Genomic DNA, 20768 nt, shown 5'->3' with positions numbered 1-20768 from the left:
AGTGGGGTGGCTTGCCGACTCCACCAACGTCTCGCGCAACTACGCGGGCGGAAAATCGTGCCGTAGGTCTAAGCCTCAGAGGTGCCGCGTGTTTTCTTGCAGGGTGCTGCTGACCGCTTGTCCGATGAACGCGCCCAATGGATCAGAAACCAGACTCTGTGTCTGAACCATTTCTATATCCCAACCCGACAAGTCCAACGGCGGGGAGTAGATGGAGCAGCCGGCGCGCTGGGCAATATGTGAGAGGGATGCAGGAATCGTAGCGACCATATCCGATTGCGCCACGATGTCGGGCAGCACGGCAAATTGGGTGCCCGTCATGACAACCCGACGTGAGAGACCCTGTCGTCTTAATGCGTGATCAACGACCCCGGAAAACCCGCCTCCTAACGTCATCAGAACATGATCCAGATCCAGATAGGTGTCGAGCGTCAGCGGCGCGCCCTCTGGCAGCAATCCATTGCGAGTGATGCAGATAAACTGGTCGCGCAGAACCTTTTGACGCAAGAACCTTGCGGGCAACTTGCCGAATGTCCCCAGCGCGACAGCCAAGAGTCCGTCATCCAAATCGCGTTCAAAACTACGCTTGTCCAATGGAGCAAAGCTAATGCGCAATCCCGGCGCGTCCTGGTTCAGATATTTCATCAATGGCGGGGCAAGGTTGATCACCATAAGGTCGGCAGCGGCAATCATCACATCAGCGCGCACTTGTTTGGGGTCGAATTCTGCCGGAGACAACATCCGCGAGATCAGCGAAAGCGCCTCTTTGATCTGTGGGGCCAGTTCGTCGGCTTTGGCCGTGGGCAACATACCTTCACGGCTGCGTTGAAACAGGGGGTCGTCGAACTGAGCGCGCAGGCGGTTCAATGCGTTGCTCATGGACGGTTGCGCCAGGCCAATAGACCGACCCGCGCGTCCGACATGACGTTCGCGATAAAGGGCGTCAAAGACCTTGAGCAGGTTTAAGTCGAGCGTATTGAAATTCACCATGTCAATTTTCAATATACTTAATATCCATTTCAAGGATCAATGCTGATTTCCTATATCACTGTTCACAACAGACAGAGCGGGTAATTTCCGCTGATCAGAAAGTTAGGACAAATCGCCATGGAAACCCCATTTGAAACCATTCTGAAGGGCAAACACGTTGTCATCGTCGGGGGTGGCAGCGGTATGGGCCGGGCCACAGCTGAACTGGCTGCCGGCTTGGGTGCAAAAGTGACCATCGCCAGCCGCAACGCGGACAAGCTGAACGCGGTGGCGGATGGCATCGAAGGGCATGTCTCGGTCGCTGCCGTTGACACCACCAAAGAGGCCAGTGTCAAATCATGGGCCGCTGAACTGGGAGAGGTTGATCATCTGGTTATCTCTGCCTCAAGCGCGGCCCACGGGGCCTTTACTGACCTGCCAACCGACGAGCTGCGGGGCATGATCGAGGCCAAGTTCATCGGCCCATACGTCACCGCCCGTGAAGTGCTGCCCTTCCTGAAAAAGGGTGGATCCGTGACCTTCTTCTCAGGCGTTCTAAGCCGCCGTCCGTCTGCAGGGGCGACCGGACTGGCTGCGGTAAATGCTGCCGTAGAGGCACTTGCAAAAGGATTGGCGCAGGAACTGGCGGGCAGAGCTCGGGTGAACTGCATCAGCCCGGGCATGGTCGATACCGAAGCTTATGCCGGGATGCCCGACGAGGCCCGCACCGAGATGTTCGCACACGTTGCCAGCGGCCTGCCTGTCGGGCGCGTCGGGGATGCCAGTGAAATTGCACAAGCCGTTGTTCTGGCAATGACCAACACATTCATGACCGGTTCGGTTGTGGACGTGGATGGCGGCCATCTGGTGCGCGCCTAATTCCCCTCAAATAACAGGAACCGAAAATGTCAGAAGCACTCTCTGAACATCTGCCCTTTGCAGCCAATGAGTTGCCCGAAGTCCGGATCGCATCGCTCACCACATATCGGATGCTCGGCAAGACCGGGTTGCGGGTGTCACCGCTGGCCTATGGTGCCGGAAGCTTCGGCGATGCCTGGGGGGATGCGTGGTCCAGCGGCAAGGCGCAGGCCCGCCAAATCTTTGACCGCTATCTCGAGGCTGGCGGCAACTTCTTTGACACGTCCAATGCCTATCAGGGCGGAGAAAGCGAAGAATGGTTGGGCGAGTTCATCCAATCCGCAGGCACCCGCGAACGGGTGGTGGTCTCGACCAAAGGGACAATGAACCAGTTTCCCGGCGATCCGAACGGCGGCGGCAATGGTCGCAAACACATCCTGAACGCATTCGATGCCTCGTTGAAGCGATTGGGCACTGACTACATCGATGTCTACTACCTGCACCAATGGGACATGTTTACCCCCATCGAAGAAGTTCTGGACACATTCGATACGCTGATCCGACAGGGAAAACTGCTGGCTTTTGGTCTTTCGAATTTCCCGGCCTGGTATGTCGCAAAAATGCAGACACTGGCCGGGTTGACCCATCGCAACCCAGTCTCGTCGATCCAAAACCAATACAGCCTGGCCGCGCGTCATGCGGATTACGAACATCTGCCGATGTGCGATGCGCTGGGCATCAGCTTCACCGCCTGGAGCCCGCTGGCCAATGGTCTTTTGACCGGCAAGTATTCGGTGGATGATAAGGGCAATCTGGTAGGGGCTGGCCGGTTGACAGATACGTGGACGACGGACCCCAGCACCGCGAACCTGGCGTCACAGCAGAACATCTCCATTCTGCGGGAACTGATGCGTATCGCCAAGGAAACCGGTCACAGCGCGTCGCAAATCGCTCTGAACTGGATGGTAAACCACCGCGGCGTGGCGGCAGCTGTCATCGGTGCGCGCAAACTAAGCCAGTTGGAAGACAACCTGGCCGCGCTGGAATTCTCGTTGGATGAGGCTCATGTCGCCGCGCTGGATGCCGTCAGTGAAATGCCGGGACTGTCACCCTACACATATCACACCGACATGATGCAGGGCATGATCCACACAGGCGCAAGGATTGCGCGCGTCTGAAGATTTGCCCGCGGCCAGCATAGGCCGCGGGCAAATCTTCACTGTTTCTGGGCCACGTTGCCGCCCTTGGCGGCGCGCGTACCCGCCCGGAATTACTCAGAGCTTGATGCGGAATGCCGCAAAACCGTCTGCACCTTCTCCGGCGTCCTCGATTGAAACGCCTTTGACATCGCTGATGTAGTCCCGAGCTTTCGGGCCGGTTTCGAACAGCACAGTGGTGTCCTCTAGCGGCGCAAAGGACCAGTTGGCATCTGCTTTTGGATCAATTGTGCCCTGCTCGACAATATAGCGCACAATGACGTCGCGGTTGGTGTCCGGGGCTTCGAACACGACCGTATCGCCCATAGCGCCGGGGAACGAGCCACCGCCCGATGCGCGGTAATTGTTGGTGGCGATGATGAACTCCATGTCGTCGGTCACCGGCTCGCCATTGAAGGCAAGGTTCACAATTCTGGAGGCGTCTGGATTGATCTCTTCGCCTTTTGGTCCAAAGCGCGACGGCTGCGACAGATCGATCTGATAGGTCACGCCGTCCATTACATCGAAATTGTAGGACGGGAAGTCGGGGTTCAGCAGGACCGCATCCGTGGATCCGGCCTCAACCTTGTTGAACATACCCGCCGAACGTTCCAGCCAGCCTCGAACCTGCGCGCCGTTCACACGAACCGCACGGACCGTGTTCGGATACAGATACAGATCCGCCACATTCTTGATCGCTACGTCCCCAACCGGAACGTCGGTGTAATAGTCGGGACCGCCGCGCCCGCCGGCCTTGAACGGCGCGGCCGCCGAAAGGATGGGCAAACCTTCGTGTTCGGTGCCCTTCATCATCTCTTCGACGTACCATTTCTGCGCGATTGATACGATTTGCACCGAAGGATCATCAGCGACCAGCGCAAAATAGCTGTGCAACGGCGCCGAGGTCTTTCCCACGGCGCGGCGGACATAAGCCAGCGTTTCGTCGTGATCCTTCGCGACCGAGTCGAGAACCTTTTGATCATCCCCGACCAGCGCCGTGATCGAGCGATCTTCGTTGCGCTTGGAAATCGGCCGTGCCTCGGACGTGGTGGTCACGACGCGCCATTCGTTTCCGTCGCGCTCGAGCAGCAGGTCAAGCAGGCCGAGGTGCGATCCCCAGAAGCCGCCCATCACGGCGGGTTTGCCCATCAATGTACCTTTCTCGATGTCGATCCCCGGGCGGTCGGCAAAGGTCGGCGAGGGGAAGACGAGGTGATTGTGGCCCGTGACCAGCGCATCAATCCCGTCGACACCGGCCAGAACAACCGATGCGTTTTCCATGCCGTCTGCATGATCGGCGCTGCCGATCCCCGAATGCGAAAGCGCGATGACCAGATCGCACCCTTGTTCCTTCATCTCTGGCACATAAGCCTGAGCGGTTTCGATTATGTCCCGGGCTTCGACATTCCCTTCTAGGTGTTTGCGATCCCAGTTCATGATCTGCGGCGGGGTGAAGCCGATGACTCCAATCTTGATCGGGTGCTTGGTGCCGTCACCCATTTCGATCTCACGGTCGAGAATGGCGTAAGGCTGTACCAAGGTCTTGTCGTCGCGCGGGTTTGCGCCTTTTTCCTTGGCGACATTTGCCAGAACAACCGGGAATTCGGCCCCGGCCAGCGATTTGTCCAGAAAGTCCAGCCCATAGTTGAACTCGTGGTTGCCCAGGGTGGCGGCATCATAGCCTACAGTGTTGAAGGCGGTAATGATCGGGTGGCTGTCGCCATCCTTCATGCCCCGCTCATAGGCGATGTAGTCACCCATCGGGTTCCCTTGCAGAAAGTCGCCATTGTCGACCAAAAGCGAGTTTGTGGCCTCTGCGCGGATATCGTTGATGATTGAGGCCGTACGGGACAGGCCCACCGTGTCACGGGGTTTGTCCGCGTAATAGTCATAAGGGAAGACGTGGACGTGGATATCCGTGGTTTCCATGATCCGCAGATGTGCCTGGTTGTCAGCAGCAGCCGCAGAATAAGGATGCAGAGTAATGGCCGCAGCACTTGCAGTTGTCGTTGCAAGAAACTGGCGACGCGAAATTGAAGAGCGGCTAGAAAAAGACATGGGTCACCTTTCGGTTTAGTTGGTCAACGCGCTTTACCGGCTTTGTATAAAACTCGCATGAAATGCGGTGCCCGCATATTCGGCGCGACATTTCTGTGAAGTGATGACACGTACAATACTGATACTTCGCCGGAATGCTAACGTGTTGAACGAAGGGCCCGCGCGATTGAGGGCATCATCACCGGACTGCAATTGCTTTCTAAGGTCTGCGACTGTGGCAGGATTTCCGAGCAGGTAAGCAGATCACCCTATATTTCGTAGTAGTCCAATATATGGACATATTTGGTTCGTTTGGACCTGATTAATGATTAGGATTTGATGCAGGTTTTTTCCGACCGCAACGTCTGAGTTCAAGCGGGCAGGGAGGAAAAAATGTCAGATATCACCATCAAAGGTGCGCAGATTTGGGATGGCGTCTCAGAAGCGCGCTACCCAGGTACCGTCAAAATCTCGGGCAACAAGATCACCGCTATTCACACAGGCGAAGATGCCCCAGCGGATACATCCGGCGAGGTCATCGACGGCACCGGGCATACGTTGATGCCAGGCATGGTCGAAGGCCATTGCCACCCGAGCTTTACCGGAATCAACGACCCGTGGGAACTGGGGCAGCTAAGCCCCGAAGACCACATGCTGCAGACCGCAGGCAACCTGCGGCTGTTGCTGAGCCATGGCTTTACGTCCATTTTCGAGGCCGCTTCGGCCAAACCCTTGCTGGGCGTGGTGGCGCGCGATGCCATCAACAGTGGTCTGCTCGATGGTCCCCGGATGCGGGCTGCAAGCCCCGAAGTGACCACTACCGCAGGCTTGGGCGATGAACGCAAACGTCACATCTATCAGGAGAGTTTCGGCCTCATTGCCGATGGTGCGCTGGAAATGCGTCGTACAGCGCGCGAATGCGTGCGAGATGGTGTCGACAACCTGAAAATCAACATCTCGGGTGACGAGTTCGTGTCTTTTGCCAAGGCCGAAGTCACCCCCCTGGAAGATGACGAGCTGGCGGCCTTTGTGTCGGTGGCCAAGACCTATGGCAAGACCGTCGCGGCCCACGCCCGATCATCTGAGTCTGTGAAAATGGCCGTGCGCCATGGTGTCGATTGTATCTATCACTGCGACTTTGCAGATGAAGAGGCGCTGGACATGCTGGAAGAGGCCAAGGATCGTGTCATCCTCGGGCCCGCGTTTGGCCTTGTCCATAATGCGACCAAAGAAGGCGACGCAGCAATCGCCGAAGAATTGAACCTGTACCGAAAGTTCGAAGCGACCTGCGCGGTATATCACGAAGTGCGCAAGCGCGGTTTGCGTGTTGCCGTTGGTGGTGACTATGGGTTCGCGATCACGCCGATGGGTCAGAACGCCCGGGATATCGAGCATTTCGTTCGCTATTTCGGCTATTCGCCGGTCGAAGCGTTGCGCTGCGCGACAACGGTCGGCGCAGAACTGATGCAGATGGAAGATCAAATCGGTCAGGTCAAAGAAGGTTACCTGGCCGACCTGCTGCTGGTCAAAGGCGACGTCACCCAAGATGTCAGCTTGGTTCAGCATCAGGACAACCTTTCGATGATCATGAAGGACGGGGTGATGTTCAAAGATCCCCGGACCGGCATCAATGCAGGCGGCTTGATCCGCGCTGCCGAATAAAATCAATACGTAAGGGAGGAAACGCATGCGTATTTTGAAAACCGTGGCTGCGGCCGCGACTCTGGGGTTGTTTGCCGGATCGGCGATGGCAGAGGGATATCAAGGGGTGCCACGTACTTTTCTGTGGAACCCGGGAGCGTCGGAGATCTATGACGCCGCCGAGTACAAGAAAGAGGGTCCCTACACGATTGGGTTCTCGAACGCCTCGATCTCAAACCCGTGGCGCGTGGCGATGCTGCACGGGATCGAAGCGGCGGCGGAGCGCAATGCTGACAAGCTGAGTCGCTTCATCATCACCGACGCCAATGACGACCCCAGCAAGCAGGCCGCCGATGTGCAGGACCTGATCGCGCAGGGCGTTGATATCCTGCTGATTTCGCCTGCAACCGCCGAAGCGATGGATCCGGTCATCCGCCGCGCCAAGCGACAAGGCATACCGGTTGTTCTGGTCGACCGTTCTGTTCCGTCGGCAGAGAACTTCATCAGCTTTGTAACGGCTTCGGATCAGGCGCTTGGCCGTATCTCGGCGCAGTGGCTGGCCGAAAAGCTGGACGGTAAGGGCAAAGTGGTGATGCTGGGCGGTCTTGCCGGCGCATCCCCTGCCGAGGCGCGCATTCAAGCCGCGATGGAAGTGTTCAATCAGTTCCCCGAGTTGGAGGTACTGGAGACCCAGTACACCAGCTGGTCGCCCGCTAATGGCAAAACTATCATGTCTGCCCTGATCCAGAAATACGGTGACGAGATTTCGGGCGTTTGGGCCGACTCGGGCCTGCAGGGTTCAGGTTCGATCGAAGCCTTCCTCGCTGCCGGTTATGAGGCGGGCACCATCCCTCCGCATACCGGCGGCGACTTCAACGCGATGTACCAGCTGTCGGTCAACAATGACGTACCGATGATCGGCATCGACTACCCGCCAGCAATGGGTGCGCAGGCATTCGAAGTGCTGTTCGACGTCCTTGACGGTAAGGGCATCCCAAAGCGGATCGAAGTGAACCAGCAGGTTGTTGTGTCCGAAGGGCATGAGACACCTTCCGTTCAGGCTGACGTTTTCGTCGCCGACTATGCGCTGATGGACAAGCCGGGCTCGGTCATCATGTCCTCGGGCGTTGGCGCCGACTATGACCCGGCGACCTTCTCGGCGGACTATCCCAAGTAAACGGGCAAGAAACGGTTGGGGCGGCCACGCATCGCCCCGCCACCCCACGGGAGGAGAAAACAATGGCACAGCCATATCTGGCCGCGCGCGGCCTCAGCAAGTCATTCGGCCCGAACGAAGTTCTCAAAGGTATCGAGTTTGAGGTCCACGGCCACCATTCTGTCGCGCTGTGCGGTGAAAACGGCGCCGGGAAATCGACCCTGATCAAACTGCTGACCGGGCTCTACACGCCAACCGGCGGACATGTGGAGTTCGAAGGCCAAGAGGCTGGCTGGTCCGATCCGCGCCAAAGTCTGGCAGCAGGGATCGCGGTTGTGCATCAGGAGTTCTCGGTTCTGGGCGCGCTGTCGATTGCCGAAAACATCTATCTGGGGGCCGAGCCGCGCACCAAGTTCGGCCTGATCGACCGCAAGGCTTTGAAGCGTGACGCGCAGGCTCTGCTGGATGATCTCGGGATCAAGCTGAACCCTGATGATCTGGTCGAAACCCTGTCCGTGGCTGACAAGCAGATGGTCGAGATTGCCAAGGCGCTAAGGGTCGAGGCCAAGGTGCTGATCCTGGATGAGCCGACAGCGGTGCTGAGCCAGAACGAAACCAAACACCTGTTCCGCATCATCAATGACCTGCGGGAACGAGGGATGGGGCTAGTTTACGTCTCACACCGGCTGGATGAGATATTTGAGATTTGCACCGATATCACGGTGATCAAGGACGGGGTTGTGACCTCGAAGGGACCGACGATGGACTACACCCATGACAGTGTGATTGCTGCCATGGTGGGGCGCGAGCTTGGTGACCTCTTCCCGCACAAAGCCGCGAACCCAACGGCGGGCGAGAAGGTGCTTGAAGTGGAAAACCTTGTGGTGGCTCCACACCTTCCGCCTGCCAATCTGGATGTCCATGCGGGCGAAATCGTCGGGCTTGCCGGTTTGGTCGGCTCGGGCCGGACCGAGCTGGCCCTGGCCCTGTTCGGCGCGGCACCGTCCACGGGTGAGGTAACCTTGATGGGCGAACCGATGCCCCATCGCGATCCGTCCGGATGTATCGAGGCTGGCATTCTGATGCTGACAGAGTCCCGCAAGGATGACGGGCTGTTCCTGAATTCTTCGGTCGCGCGCAACTTTGCCGCCACAACGCCGGGCTTTGGTGTGCATCACAACTCCATCCCACCGGGTCATGAGGAGCGGCGTGCCGCCGTGCTGAAAGAACGTCGTGGCGTCGTGGTGGATCACGTGGGACTGCCGATCTCGGCCCTGTCGGGCGGCAACCAGCAAAAGGTTCTGATTACGCGTTTGCTTGAGAACCGGCCCAAGCTGCTGATCCTCGACGAACCCACACGGGGGGTCGATGTTGGTGCGAAATCCGAGATATACAAGACCCTGCGCGAGTTGGCGGACGAAGGTATGGCCCTGCTGGTGATCTCGTCTGAACTGATTGAGATCGTCGGGCTTTGTGACCGCGTGCATGTCATGCGCGACGGCGAACTGGCCAAAGAACTGGTCGGGGATGAGATCACCGAAGAGGCGATCATCACCGTAGCCGCCGCCGAAACCTCAACCCATCACGGAGTAGCGGCATGAGCACGATCGCACGCGCCACGCGCGCCCAGCCAGTTCATCTGGTTGTTGTCGCCCTAATTGCCATCGTCTTTGTGATCGGAATCTCGGCCTCGGACCGTTTTGCAACGCCACTCAACATGGCCAACGTGCAGGATCAGATGGTTGCTCTTGCCATTGTCGCCCTGGCGCAAACCATCGTGATCCTGTCTGGCGGCATCGACCTTAGCTATGCCGGGGCGTTGAGTTTCCTCTGCGTGGTCTTCGCAGCCATTGCGGGCGACACGACGGAAACATTGCTGCTGGCGATGGCCGCGGTTGTTGCTTTGGGCATCCTCATCGGCATGATCAACGGAGGCATCACCGCATATGTCGGTGTGCATCCGCTGATCACCACGCTTGGCACCTCGACAATTCTTGCAGGCGCGGCGCTGTTGATCACGCGCCAACCCTCAGGTTCGGTGCCACTGTTCTTCGAGGATTTCACCTATGGCCGTTTGGGCGTGATGCCGTTTGGCATGATGTTTGTCATCGCGCTGTATCTGCTGATCGGCTTCATGCTGTGGCGCACGACGTTCGGCACGCGAATCTACGCCATCGGTGACAACGAAGCCGCTGCTGCCGTTTCTGGCCTGCCTGTAAAGCAGACCAAGGTGGCCATCTACGCCCTGTCAGGTCTGCTGTGCGCTGTTGCCGCCATGTATATGACGGGACGGTTCGGGGTCGGTGACCCGCGCGCAGGCGTTGGATTCGACCTGCGTTCAATCACGCCGGTGATTGTTGGCGGTACGCTTTTGGCCGGAGGCAAAGGCGGCGTTCTGGGTACAGCACTCGCCGTGATCCTGCTGGCGTTCCTGGCGAATGTTCTGAATTTCATGAACATCTCTAGCTATTTTCAGTGGATCGCCGAAGGTCTGATCATCATTGCCGCCGTTTCATTCTTTGCAGGAAAGGGCAAGTCATGACCGCGACCGCCACCAACCCCGCAAGCGCAAAACCCAACCGCAACACAGTGCGCGCCACCCAGCGGCGAGAGCTGTTGATCCTGTTGGGCTTCCTAGCCGTGATCTGGGCGGTGACAACGGTCTTGTCACCCCGGTTCCTGACGCCTGCAAACTTGAAGGACATTCTGATCCAGGCCGCCCCGCTGGGTTTTGTCGTGATCGGGCAGATGATCGTCATCATTGTTCGGGGGCTCGACCTTTCGGTCGCTTCGATCATGGCAACGGTTGCGGTTCTGTCGACGTCGCTGATTGACTCGACGCCCGTGATTTTCATCGTCGGCCTGCTGTTGGGTGCGTTTATCGGGGCGATCAACGGGTACCTTGTGGCGTATCGAAAAGTGACGCCATTCCTTGCAACGCTGGCCACGATGATCGTGCTGCAGGGCATTCGCTTTGCTTACACAAAGGGCGCACCAGGCGGGACCTTGCCGGAAACGTTCCGATGGCTCGCAACTGGCGACATCTTTGGTATCCCCGTTGCACTGATTGCTTTGGCCATCGTCGGTTTCGGGATGCACTGGCTTTTGGAACGCACCGTTTTTGGTCGCCGTCTGAAGCTCTACGGTGATAGCCCGGATGCAGCTTACATGACCGGCGCGCCGACCAAGCTGCTGGTGGTCATGGCCTTTGTGATCTCGGGCGTTTTGGCCGCCTTCGCTGGCCTGTTTCTGGTTGGCTATGTCGGGATCGTCGATAACTGGACCGGGCGCGGCTACGAGCTGGACAGCATCGCAGCAGCGGTGATCGGCGGCGCGGCACTGTCGGGCGGCAAGGGCTCTGTCCCTGGTGTGTTGCTTGCAGCGTTGATCCTGGTGTCGCTGTTCAACATCGTCGTCATCCTTGGCCTGTCCATCGAGTTACAGTTGGTGATCAAGGGCACGCTGATTATCCTCGCCGCAGCCGTTTACATGAAACGGTCGCGGAGCTGATCAGGAAGACGCCCATGTCACAGGATGATAAATCAAACGTGCAGCGCATTGCGGCGGTCCTGAAAGGGTTCGATGCCGACAACACGCCGCGTCGCACGCACGATATTCTTGAGGACTTGGGCGTCACCCGATCAACCGGTTTCGGGCTGCTTCGAGCTATGGTCGCGGCGGGTTGGTTGGAACGGTTCGACCACGGATTTCTGCGGTTGGGCCCGAAATCCCGGCAGATGATGTTTGCGGCACTTGAGGTGCCTGAGGTTGCCGAAGGCAAGAAGCTGTCGGCGCGTCCCGGAACCTTCGGGTCAGAGCGGCCGGACAAAGGGCCGGCTCTGGAATGGGACCCTGCGCTGGTTCGGACAGTGGACGCCAGCCTATACCAGCGTCCGGCACCTTATCGCATCGGGTTTTCCAACGCCTCGACCAGCAATGCCTGGCGACGCGCGATGCTGCAAAGCCTGTTTTATGCAGAGCGGATTGCGCAATCTCAGATCGAAGAACTTGTGGTGTTGGACGCCAACGACGATCCGGCGCTGCAGCTTCAACAGATTGACGCGTTGGTCGAGCAGGGGATCGACCTGCTGTTGATCTCTATCACCTCGATCAACGACACCGCCTTAAGCGACAGGTTGGGCGCGCTCAAGGCCGCCGGATTGCCCATTGTCGCCGTTGACCGGCGGCCAAATGACCGTTCGTCTCTGGTTTCTTTCGTAACCGCTTCGGATCATCGGATCGGGCGAATTAGTGCTCATTGGATGGCCGAGCACCTGTCCGGGAAGGGACGGGTCTGGATGCTGAGTGGTCTGGAAGGGGCCAGCCCAGCCCTGCGCCGTCAGCAGGCCGCATTGGCGGTGTTTTCGGAATTCCCCGGCATCCGTGTGGAGAACGTTAGCTATACCGATTGGACCGAGGCCGGTGGCTATGCCGCTATCGACAAGGTTTTGGCCGAGGCGCGGCGACCACCGGATGGGGTCTGGTGTGACAGCGGTTTGCAAGGCGTCGGTTCAATCCGCAGGTTCCTGGAAGGCGGGTTCGAGATGCCCGCTCATACCGGTGGTGATTTGAACGAGATGTACAAGCTTTGCCTGCATCACAAGGTTCCGATGGCTGCGCTGGACTATCCCGCCAGCATGGGCGCACGGGCACTTGGTTTGGCGCTGGATATCCTCGGCGGGAACGTGGTGCCCCAGCGTGTCGAAGAACCTGTTCAGATTGTTCTGCCCCGAGGGTTGGAAACCGCCTCGGTCAAAGCGGATACTTGGGCGGAATTGCATGTTGCCTGGGACTTTCCGGACGACGCGATCCTCTCGCAGGGGCCGGCCTTGCGCAACACCAAACGGAACATCAGAGGGAGTGCTACAGGATGACCCAATCCGCCTATACCCGCGCAGTCGATGTCTTTGAGGCTTTGATGGCCGTCCCCGGGCGCGATGCTCATGCCTCTCCGGCGGGGTTGATCCGCGCAGCCGGTTTGCCCGCCAGCAGTGGTTATCGTCACACGGCTGCGCTTGAGGCAGAGGCCATGCTGCGCCGGGATGCCCAAGGAAACTACCTGCCGGGCGCGTCAGCTATTCGGGTTGGCCTAAATGGTTTCGGGGTGGGGCGGCTGGCCCCGCTGGTACAGCCCATTCTTCTGCAATTGCGTCAAAGCACGCAACTCACCTCTTTCATTGCAATTGCTCAGGATATGGAACTGCGTATGGGGCCACATTCGGTCGGGCGTGACACACGTGGGACGCCGGTGCAACCGTCCTATGGGTTCGAGACGATCCCCGATCTTGTCATCGGACAGGTGACCGAAATGGGACTGCGCTGGTTTGAGGGCAATATCGCCCGTCGTACAAACGTCGCGCTGATCCCGGTGGAAAGCTCGACCAGCGACATCGTGATGGTTGGTCTGATCCTGAATTCAAGCCGTGGCGCAAGCGAGATGCAAACCCGGGCACTGCAACAGGCTTTTGAACAAATTGAAGAGGCCGAGGTTTGAACATGCAGGTCTTTTGGGATCGTCAGTTCAAGTTTTCCGAGATCATCCCCGATTTCTCGGCGGCTTTGGAGCGCATGACAGAAGACAGCGACGCCGTTGCGCAACGGTTGCGATTCACACGCGCGACTTATGGCGATCATCCGCGCCAATGGGTCGAATGGACCGAGGGGACCGGGCCACAGACTGTGCTGCCGGTGATCATACACGGTGGCTATTGGCGAGCGCTTCAGGCTGAAACGCATCGCTTCATGATCCCTGCGTTTTTGGCGGCCGGAACGGCGGTGGCCAACATGGAATACCGCCTGATGCCAGACGTTCGATTGGCAGATGTCGTGGCAGACACCAAGGCGGGTCTTCGGAAGCTGGCTCAGACCTTTCCTTCTGCACGCTTCGTGCTTGTCGGGCATTCTGCCGGTGCGCATCTGGCGCTCTCTGCAATGTCAGATGCCGCACTGGCCGAACAAACGCTTGGGGTCCTGTCGCTGAGCGGGGTGTATGATCTTGCCCCGGTGCCGTTGTCGTTCTTGCAATCCGAACTGCAGTTGACGCCAGAGGACGTGGAGGACTTCACCCTGTCTCCCACGGGAGAACGTCCGCCTGCTCTTTACATCAACGGCAGCGCTGAAACGCCTGAATACCTGCGCGGCGGCGCGCTGATGTCGCAACCCGACAACGCCGGTTGGCACGTGATCGACGGCGCAGACCATATGTCTCTGACATGGGCCGCCTGCGATCAGGCCGAGTTGCTTTTGTCCAAACTCTACGCTCTGGGAAACACCAAATGAAACTGAACTTACCTGACACCGGTACCTTCGTCGGTCGAATCTGGCTGCCCGAAGCCCAAGGCCCTGCGTTGGTTGTGCGGCGCGGCAACCAGCTGGTTGATATCACCTCGGCAGAATTGCCAACGATGCAGGCGCTCTTGGAACTTGACGATCCGGCAGCGATAACGCGGGCGGCAAGTGGCGCAGTGATTGGCAGCGTCGATGAAGTCGCCGCCAATTCCACGGAAACACCGGACCCTACGAAACCCTACTTCTTGGCACCCTCTGACTTGCAACCGATCAAGGCTTGCGGCGTCACCTTCGTGTCCTCGATGCTTGAACGCGTGATCGAGGAAAAGGCCAAGGGTGACCCGGCCAAAGCGGACTCCATCCGCGCCCGCTGTACCGAGATCCTGGGTGATAGTCTGCGCGATGTCGTGCCCGGATCGGACAAGGCGATGGCGCTGAAAGACGCCCTGATCGCAGAAGATGTGTGGTCGCAATACCTTGAAGTCGGTATCGGCCCGGATGCCGAGGTATTCACCAAATCGCAAGCGATGTCAGCGGTGGGTTTTGGGGCCAGCATCGGGCTGCACCCGATCTCAACCTGGAACAACCCCGAACCCGAAGTGGTTCTGGCCGTCGACAGTGCCGCCCGTATCAAGGGGGCGACCTTGGGCAACGATGTGAATCTGCGCGATGTCGAGGGGCGCTCGGCCCTGCTGCTGGGCAAGGCCAAGGACAACAATGCCTCATGCGCCATTGGTCCAATGCTGCGGTTGTTTGACGACAGCTTTGGTCTGGACGACGTTCGACAGGCCGAACTCACCCTGAAAGTCACTGGCGAGGAAGGGTTTGAAATGCACGGAACCAGTTCGATGGCTGAAATCAGCCGCGATCCGGCGGACCTTGTGGGACAGGCCCGCGGCGCGCACCATCAATACCCAGACGGTTTCTTCCTTATGCTGGGTACGCTTTTTGCTCCTACGCAGGACCGGGACACGCCCGGTGGCGGCTTTACGCACAAGATGGGTGATCTTGTCAAAATATCGAATCCAATGCTGGGAACTCTGGCCAATACCGTGCGCCTTTCGACCGAATGCCCGCCATGGGTCTTTGGCACGAGCGCGTTGATGAAAAACCTTGCTGCACGCAAACTGATCTAAGGAAATTGACATGAATGGAAACAGCCTGATTGCAGGTGAATGGATGGCCGGAGAAGGCAGCTTTCAGTCTTCACCCGCGACCGGAGACGCCAAAACCTACTCGGCAGGGACACCGGAATTGGTGGAAAAAGCCTGCGCAGCTGCCGAGGACGCCTTTTGGTCCTATGGGTATTCCACGCGTGAAGAGCGCGCGGTTTTTCTGGAACGTATTGCCGATGAGATCGAAAAACGCGGCGCGGACATCACGGAAATCGGCGTCTCTGAAACCGGGCTTCCGGCGGCGCGGCTTGAGGGTGAGCGCGGGCGCACAACCGGTCAGTTGCGCCTGTTCGCGCAACATATTCGCGATGGAGGCTACCTAGACTACCGCCACAACGCGGCTTTGCCTGATCGTCAGCCCTTGCCCCGTCCGGACCTGAAAATGGTGCAGCGCCCCATCGGTCCGGTTGCCGTCTTTGGCGCATCGAACTTCCCATTGGCATTTTCAACCGCAGGCGGGGATACCGCAGCCGCGCTTGCTGCGGGATGCCCGGTAGTGGTCAAAGGCCACCCGGCGCATCCCGGCACGGGCGAGATCGTGGCCGAGGCTGTGGATGCGGCGCGACAGGCTCTGGACCTGCATCCGGGCGTCTTCAGTTTCGTGCAGGATGGCGGCGTCGCTGTTGGTGGCGCGCTGGTTCAGAATCCGTTCATCAAGGCAGTTGGCTTCACAGGATCGTTGCGCGGTGGTCGCGCTTTGTTTGACCTTTGCGCCGCTCGTGACGAGCCCATTCCGTTTTTCGGCGAGCTGGGGTCGGTCAACCCGATGTTCATACTGCCCGGTGCCTTAAAGTCCCGTGGTGCCGACATCGCGCGGGGTTGGGCCGCGTCCCTGACCATGGGGGCCGGGCAGTTTTGCACCAACCCCGGCATTGCCCTTTTGCCCGAAGGCCCGGAGGCAGAGGAATTTATCGCACAAGCCGCTGCAGCTTTGCAGGATACGGCCCCTCAAACGATGCTGACGGACGGAATTGCGCAGGCGTTTTGCGATGGACGTGATCGGATCGCGTCGACACCCGCGGTGGAGGCAGTGGTTTCCGGCACAGCAGAAAATCGTCAGGCTGGCGCGTTTCTTTACCGAACCTCGGCCGAGGTCTTTCAGGCCAACCCCGTCTTGTCGCATGAGGTTTTCGGCCCGCTGGGCGTGGTGGTTGTGGCCAAGGATGTCGACGCTTTCGCTCCACTCGCACGCGGGCTTGAAGGACAGCTAACCGCAACCGTCCACATGGAGCAGGCTGACGCCAAGGCAGCCGCAACGTTGATGCCTATCCTTGAACGCAAAGCCGGGCGGGTTCTGTTCAACGGCTTTCCGACCGGCGTCGAGGTTGCCGACTCGATGGTCCATGGCGGTCCATACCCGGCCTCGACCAACTTCGGGGCGACGAGTGTAGGTACACTTTCGATCCGCCGGTTCCTGCGGCCCGTCTGCTACCAGAACCTGCCGGAAGAGATCAACATAAGTGTCTGAACAAACCCAGTGGCAGCTTCGCATTTAGTGGGGCTGTCATACCTGCGATGATCAGACGGCGTTCACGTTAAACAGGACGTTTGGCGTTGGACCAGTCGAAACAAGGATGAAACCACCTCTTGATGCGAATGGAAGGCAGCTTCGGCCGCTGGAAGGGACTGAAATTGTTGACGTTTCGAATGTCATTAGTATTAAAGTGATACTAAGGGAGATCGTAAGCTGCTACGCCCCACAAGGCGCAAGGCATTACTTCTGATCAGAGATTACGTCGCAATTGGGAGGAGAAAATGGTTAAACACTTTGTAGGAGCCGCGCTCGCCGTGGCGTTATCTGCGTCTGCCGTTGTCGCGCAGGAAAAGATGCGGATTTCACTGCAGTTGCCGCTCAAAAGCCATTTGGGGCAGAATCTGGTGCTGTTCGAGAAGGAAGTCGAAGAACGCACAGGTGGCGCGATCGACGTTGAAATCTATGACAGCGCGACACTCTACAAGGATAAGGAAGTTCCTGCTGCGGTTGGCTCTGGCGCAATCGAGGCCGGTGTCGCGTCACTGACCCGCTATGTTGGCGATGCGCCGGTAGTGGATGTCTTCTATATGCCCTTCCTGTTCAACAGCGAAGACAAGGTGCGCGCGGCCGTCGCTGAAGGCGCGGATGTGCGCGAAATCATCGAAGCCGAGATCGAGAAAACCGGAGGGCAGGTTTTGTTCTGGCAGGCCTATGGCGGTGCCATCATGCTGTCGAATGGCGAACCGATCCGCACCCCTGCTGATCTGGAAGGCAAGAAGGTTCGGGTCTTTGGCAAAACGCTAGGCGACTTTGTGACCGCTGCGGGCGGCGCGCCGACCCTGATTTCAGGTTCGGAACAGTACCTGGCCTACCAGCGCGGAACGGTTGACGTGGGCATGACCGGCGTATCCGGCGTAAAGTCCCGCAAACTGTGGGAGGTGATGGATACGATCACCGTAACGAACCATGCGGACATTGAATTCGTTGTGGTCGTCAACAGCGACTGGTGGAACGGGCTGTCAGAAGAAAACCGCGCTCACATCGCTGAAGCTGCCGCTGTTGCGCAGGCAGATGTTCGCGACAAGATGGCCGCGATCGAGGCCGAAGCCTATGCCGCCGCCCAAGAAAACGGGATGACCGTCGTGGAACTGACAGAGGATGAGCTGGCTCAATGGAAGGCCGTCGCGCAACCCGTCTACGACGCCTATCTGGACGCTGCCGGGGAAGCCGGGCAAAAAGCCCTAAGCGCCGCTGGAAACTGATGTGTTGAGCAGCGGGCGGCGTCTTGCGCGTTGCGCCCGCGGACGATCCTGATGCACTTGATAACCACCATATCCCGCTTTGCCGGACTGCTTGGTGCGTGCCTGATGGCTGCGACGGGCGCGATGCTGACCTATGAGGTCATCGCCCGGTACTTTTTTATCAAACCGACCATTTGGGCTGCAGAGCTGAGCCAGCTGTGCCTGATCTGGGGGTGCCTGCTGTCCTTGGGGTGGGTGCTGAACATGCGCCGCCATATCACCGTGAATGCGCTCACAGCCCTGATGCCAGCAAAGACGCAAAAGATATGCGTCGCGATTTCCCTGATGGTCCTGATCGCCTTTTCGGCAATCGTTGCGTTTTGGGGGTGGGAGATCTTTTTCGACAGCTGGGACCGCGGACGTACCACCGGGTCGCTGTTGGATCTTCCAAGCTGGGTGGCCGAATTGTCGGTTCCAGTTGGGTTCGTGCTGGTTACGGCCCAGGCCGTGGTCGAACTTTTGTCTTTGCGTACGGAACATATCTCATCTTTGGGCGGTAGCCACGAATGACGGTTCTCATCATACTGGCCTGCCTTTTTGGGCTGCTGCTGATCGGCGTGCCCGTTGCCTTTGCCTTGGGTGGCCTCGGGCTTGGCATGCTGCTGCTCGGAGGCTTCTCGCCCCTTATGGCACCTCAGGCGGTGCTGTCCACTCTGGACGGTTTCATCCTTCTCGCGGTGCCGCTTTTTCTGCTGATGTCCAACGTCTTGTTGAAGGGCGGAGTGGGGCGCGATCTGTTTGCAGCTGTGCAGGCCTGGGTCGGGCACTGGCCGGGTGGGCTGGCCGTGGCAACGATCCTCAGCTGCGGTCTTTTTGCCGCGATCTCAGGTTCATCGGTCGCCACTGCTGCCACCATCGGGACGGTCGCAATCCCAGAGATGGTTAACCGGGGCTATGACAAGCGCTTTGTCTATGGCCTGCTCGCTGCAGGTGGAACGCTGGGCATTCTGATCCCCCCATCCATACCCATGATCGTCTTCGGTTTTGTGGCCGAAGAGTCAGTCATTGCCCTGTTTCTTGCGGGCATCGGCCCGGGGTTGTTGCTGGTGGCACTCTTTGTACTGTTCGCAATGATTCATGCGCGTTTGTCACCGAACTACGTTCCGGTTGAAAAAGCGGACATGCAGCAAAGGATGCGCAGTTCGATGCGGGCGCTTCCGTCCTTTGCGCTGGCCCTGCTGATCGTGCTCGGGCTGTATTCCGGTGCGTTCACTCCGACCGAGGCGGCCGCGGTGGGCTTTGCGGCTGCCATCCTAATCACCGTATTCTGGCTGCGGACCCTGACATGGGCTGCATTTTGGGACGCCGTCAAGGAAAGTGCCGTAACCACGACAGCCATCTTGCTGATCGTCGCGGGGGCCAAGGTGTTCGGAAAGGCAATCGCGCTTTATCGGATTCCGCAGGACATCTCGGCGTTCATTGCCGCCAACATCGAGGGGCCGGTGGTCTTCATCCTGCTGGTCTGCGTTGTGTTGCTGTTGATGGGCCTCGTCTTCGAAGCGCTTTCAATGATCCTGATCATGACCCCCGTTCTGTTGCCTGCCGCAACGGGCCTTGGGTTTGATCCGATCTGGTTCGGGATCTTCATGGTGATCATGGTGGAGTGCGCGCTGATCACACCACCCGTCGGGTTGAACCTTTACGTGATACAGGCCGTTGCGCGCGTCTCGCTGGGCGAGGTGGCCCGTGGCGTGTGGCCTTTCCTGCTGCTAATGCTGGTGACGGTTGCTGTTCTCTATATGGTGCCGGACCTAGCCCTTTATATCCCTTTCAAATGGTAGAACCGTCATGACCCAGGCCGCGAAACTACGCCATCTTTTGCAGCAGGATCAGTGCCACATCATGCCTTGCTGCTTTGATGCGCTGTCCGCAAAACTGATCGCGCAGGAAGGGTATGCGCTGACATTCATGTCGGGATTTGGCGCTTCGGCCAGCCGCATCGGGGCGCCTGATCTGGGTCTCATGAGCTATGGCGAAGTCATTGATCAGGCCCGCAATATTGCCGGCGCGGTTGATATCCCTCTGATCGGCGATGGCGATACGGGGTACGGCAACGCCATGAATGTACGCCGCACTGTCGAAGGGTTCGCCCGCGCGGGATGCGCAGCCGTCATGATCGAAGATCAACTTGCCCCCAAGCGCTGCGGGCATACACCCGGCAAGGCCGTTGTGGGGCGGGACGAAGCGTTCGACCGTATTCGCGCCGCCGTTGACGCGCGCGAGGATCTTCGGGCAAACGGGGGCGACATCCTGATCCTGGCGCGTACTGATGCGCGACATGATCACGGGCTTGGCGAAGCGATTGCCCGCGCCGAGAAGTTCGCGGAAATCGGAGCAGACATTCTGTTCGTTGAAGCGCCTCGCAGCGAAGAAGAAATGCGCGAGATTTGCAGCGCCGTGCCACTTCCGCAAATGGCCAATATTGTCGAAGGTGGCGAAACACCCGACTTGCCCAACGCTGTATTGCAAGACATCGGCTATTCCATCGCAGCCTACCCGCTGTCGCTGATGGCCGCAGCGATGCAGGCGATGGTGACCTGCCTCAGGTCCATGCAGAGCGACGAACGCCCTGGTCGGATGGATTTCGCAGAGCTACGGCAACGGATTGGATTCGACGACTACTACAGCGAGTCCGAGAAATACGCGACGTCCAAGCGGTGACCCGAGCATGGC

At 58.7% G+C, this 20768-nt stretch carries 18 protein-coding genes; 16 read left to right on the top strand and 2 right to left on the bottom strand.

Annotated features, from left to right (window positions below):
- Positions 1 to 75 precede the first annotated feature (75 nt).
- On the bottom strand, positions 76 to 990 hold the full coding sequence (locus tag J7416_RS14380) for a LysR family transcriptional regulator (RefSeq protein ID WP_209225684.1): 915 nt from the start codon (positions 988 to 990) through the stop codon (positions 76 to 78).
- A 117-nt stretch (positions 991 to 1107) separates the two neighbouring features.
- Here J7416_RS14380 and J7416_RS14375 point away from each other — a divergent pair, with 117 nt between their 5' ends.
- Positions 1108 to 1848, top strand: coding sequence for an SDR family oxidoreductase (locus J7416_RS14375; protein ID WP_209225682.1), 741 nt, complete (start codon positions 1108 to 1110; stop codon positions 1846 to 1848).
- A 26-nt stretch (positions 1849 to 1874) separates the two neighbouring features.
- Positions 1875 to 3005, top strand: coding sequence for an aldo/keto reductase (locus J7416_RS14370; RefSeq protein ID WP_209225681.1), 1131 nt, complete (start codon positions 1875 to 1877; stop codon positions 3003 to 3005).
- A gap of 96 nt (positions 3006 to 3101) precedes the next feature.
- On the opposite strand, the gene J7416_RS14365 is transcribed toward J7416_RS14370, so the two are convergent.
- On the bottom strand, positions 3102 to 5081 hold the full coding sequence (locus J7416_RS14365; RefSeq protein ID WP_209225679.1) for a bifunctional 2',3'-cyclic-nucleotide 2'-phosphodiesterase/3'-nucleotidase: 1980 nt from the start codon (positions 5079 to 5081) through the stop codon (positions 3102 to 3104).
- 372 nt (positions 5082 to 5453) lie between these two features.
- Between J7416_RS14365 and J7416_RS14360 the strand changes: the two genes are divergently transcribed.
- From J7416_RS14360 to J7416_RS14295, 14 genes are all read left to right on the top strand, one after another.
- Positions 5454 to 6722, top strand: coding sequence for an amidohydrolase family protein (locus J7416_RS14360; protein WP_209225677.1), 1269 nt, complete (start codon positions 5454 to 5456; stop codon positions 6720 to 6722).
- 25 nt (positions 6723 to 6747) lie between these two features.
- A complete protein-coding gene (locus J7416_RS14355) occupies positions 6748 to 7878 on the top strand; it encodes a substrate-binding domain-containing protein (RefSeq protein WP_170424017.1) in 1131 nt (376 codons plus the stop codon).
- 62 nt (positions 7879 to 7940) lie between these two features.
- Positions 7941 to 9458: a sugar ABC transporter ATP-binding protein gene (locus J7416_RS14350; protein ID WP_209225675.1), complete on the top strand. Its 1518-nt coding sequence runs from the start codon at positions 7941 to 7943 to the stop codon at positions 9456 to 9458.
- On the top strand, positions 9455 to 10399 hold the full coding sequence (locus J7416_RS14345) for an ABC transporter permease (RefSeq protein WP_209225673.1): 945 nt from the start codon (positions 9455 to 9457) through the stop codon (positions 10397 to 10399). The genes J7416_RS14350 and J7416_RS14345 overlap by 4 nt, the downstream gene beginning before the upstream one ends.
- Positions 10396 to 11367: an ABC transporter permease gene (locus J7416_RS14340; protein WP_209225671.1), complete on the top strand. Its 972-nt coding sequence runs from the start codon at positions 10396 to 10398 to the stop codon at positions 11365 to 11367. The genes J7416_RS14345 and J7416_RS14340 overlap by 4 nt, the downstream gene beginning before the upstream one ends.
- Positions 11368 to 11381: 14 nt before the next feature.
- Positions 11382 to 12731 carry a substrate-binding domain-containing protein gene (locus J7416_RS14335; RefSeq protein WP_209225668.1) on the top strand — a complete coding sequence of 450 codons (1350 nt, stop codon included), beginning with the start codon at positions 11382 to 11384 and terminating at the stop codon, positions 12729 to 12731.
- A complete protein-coding gene (locus J7416_RS14330) occupies positions 12728 to 13351 on the top strand; it encodes a hypothetical protein (RefSeq protein ID WP_209225666.1) in 624 nt (207 codons plus the stop codon). The genes J7416_RS14335 and J7416_RS14330 overlap by 4 nt, the downstream gene beginning before the upstream one ends.
- A gap of 2 nt (positions 13352 to 13353) precedes the next feature.
- Positions 13354 to 14136, top strand: coding sequence for an alpha/beta hydrolase (locus tag J7416_RS14325; protein ID WP_209225664.1), 783 nt, complete (start codon positions 13354 to 13356; stop codon positions 14134 to 14136).
- Positions 14133 to 15281 (top strand): fumarylacetoacetate hydrolase family protein, encoded by a 1149-nt coding sequence (locus J7416_RS14320; RefSeq protein WP_209225662.1) that lies wholly within the window; start codon positions 14133 to 14135, stop codon positions 15279 to 15281. The genes J7416_RS14325 and J7416_RS14320 overlap by 4 nt, the downstream gene beginning before the upstream one ends.
- Positions 15282 to 15291: 10 nt before the next feature.
- A complete protein-coding gene (locus J7416_RS14315; protein WP_209225660.1) occupies positions 15292 to 16788 on the top strand; it encodes an aldehyde dehydrogenase (NADP(+)) in 1497 nt (498 codons plus the stop codon).
- A gap of 287 nt (positions 16789 to 17075) precedes the next feature.
- A complete protein-coding gene (gene dctP / locus J7416_RS14310) occupies positions 17076 to 18056 on the top strand; it encodes a TRAP transporter substrate-binding protein DctP (protein ID WP_209225658.1) in 981 nt (326 codons plus the stop codon).
- A gap of 51 nt (positions 18057 to 18107) precedes the next feature.
- Entirely contained in the window at positions 18108 to 18605 is a 498-nt protein-coding gene (locus J7416_RS14305) for a TRAP transporter small permease (protein ID WP_209225656.1), read from the top strand.
- Positions 18602 to 19876, top strand: coding sequence for a TRAP transporter large permease (locus tag J7416_RS14300; RefSeq protein ID WP_209225654.1), 1275 nt, complete (start codon positions 18602 to 18604; stop codon positions 19874 to 19876). Before J7416_RS14305 ends, J7416_RS14300 begins: the two co-directional genes overlap by 4 nt.
- Positions 19877 to 19883: 7 nt before the next feature.
- Entirely contained in the window at positions 19884 to 20756 is an 873-nt protein-coding gene (locus tag J7416_RS14295; RefSeq protein ID WP_209225652.1) for an isocitrate lyase/PEP mutase family protein, read from the top strand.
- Positions 20757 to 20768 lie beyond the last annotated feature (12 nt).

The sequence above is a fragment of the Ruegeria sp. R14_0 genome (genome assembly GCF_017743975.1).
Lineage (GTDB): Bacteria > Pseudomonadota > Alphaproteobacteria > Rhodobacterales > Rhodobacteraceae > Ruegeria.
This window is presented reverse-complemented; position numbering and strand designations above follow the sequence as displayed.